Genomic DNA, 241 nt, shown 5'->3' on the forward strand with positions numbered 1-241 from the left:
CGACTCGGCCAGTTCACCAGTCACGTTGGAGACGACCGGCAGCTGTGGGTCCTGGTACGTCAAGCCGCGGGCGACCTTGAGGAAGTCGTGCAGGACCGGGTCCATCAACGGCGAGTGGAACGCGTGCGAGACCTTCAGCCAGCGCACCTTGCGCCCTTCGCCCCGGAACGTCTGCTCCAAGCCCTCCAGAGCCTCCCGCTCACCGGAGAGCACCACCTGCGAGGGGCCGTTCACGGCCGCG

Annotated in this window: 1 protein-coding gene; it reads right to left on the reverse strand. The window is 68.0% G+C overall.

What is annotated here, in order from left to right; translation table 11 throughout:
- The coding region (locus ADL01_RS27510; RefSeq protein WP_159049652.1) for an acyltransferase domain-containing protein at positions 1–241 on the reverse strand (241 nt) is incomplete at both ends.

The organism is Streptomyces sp. NRRL WC-3618, assembly GCF_001280005.1.
Lineage (GTDB): Bacteria > Actinomycetota > Actinomycetes > Streptomycetales > Streptomycetaceae > Streptomyces.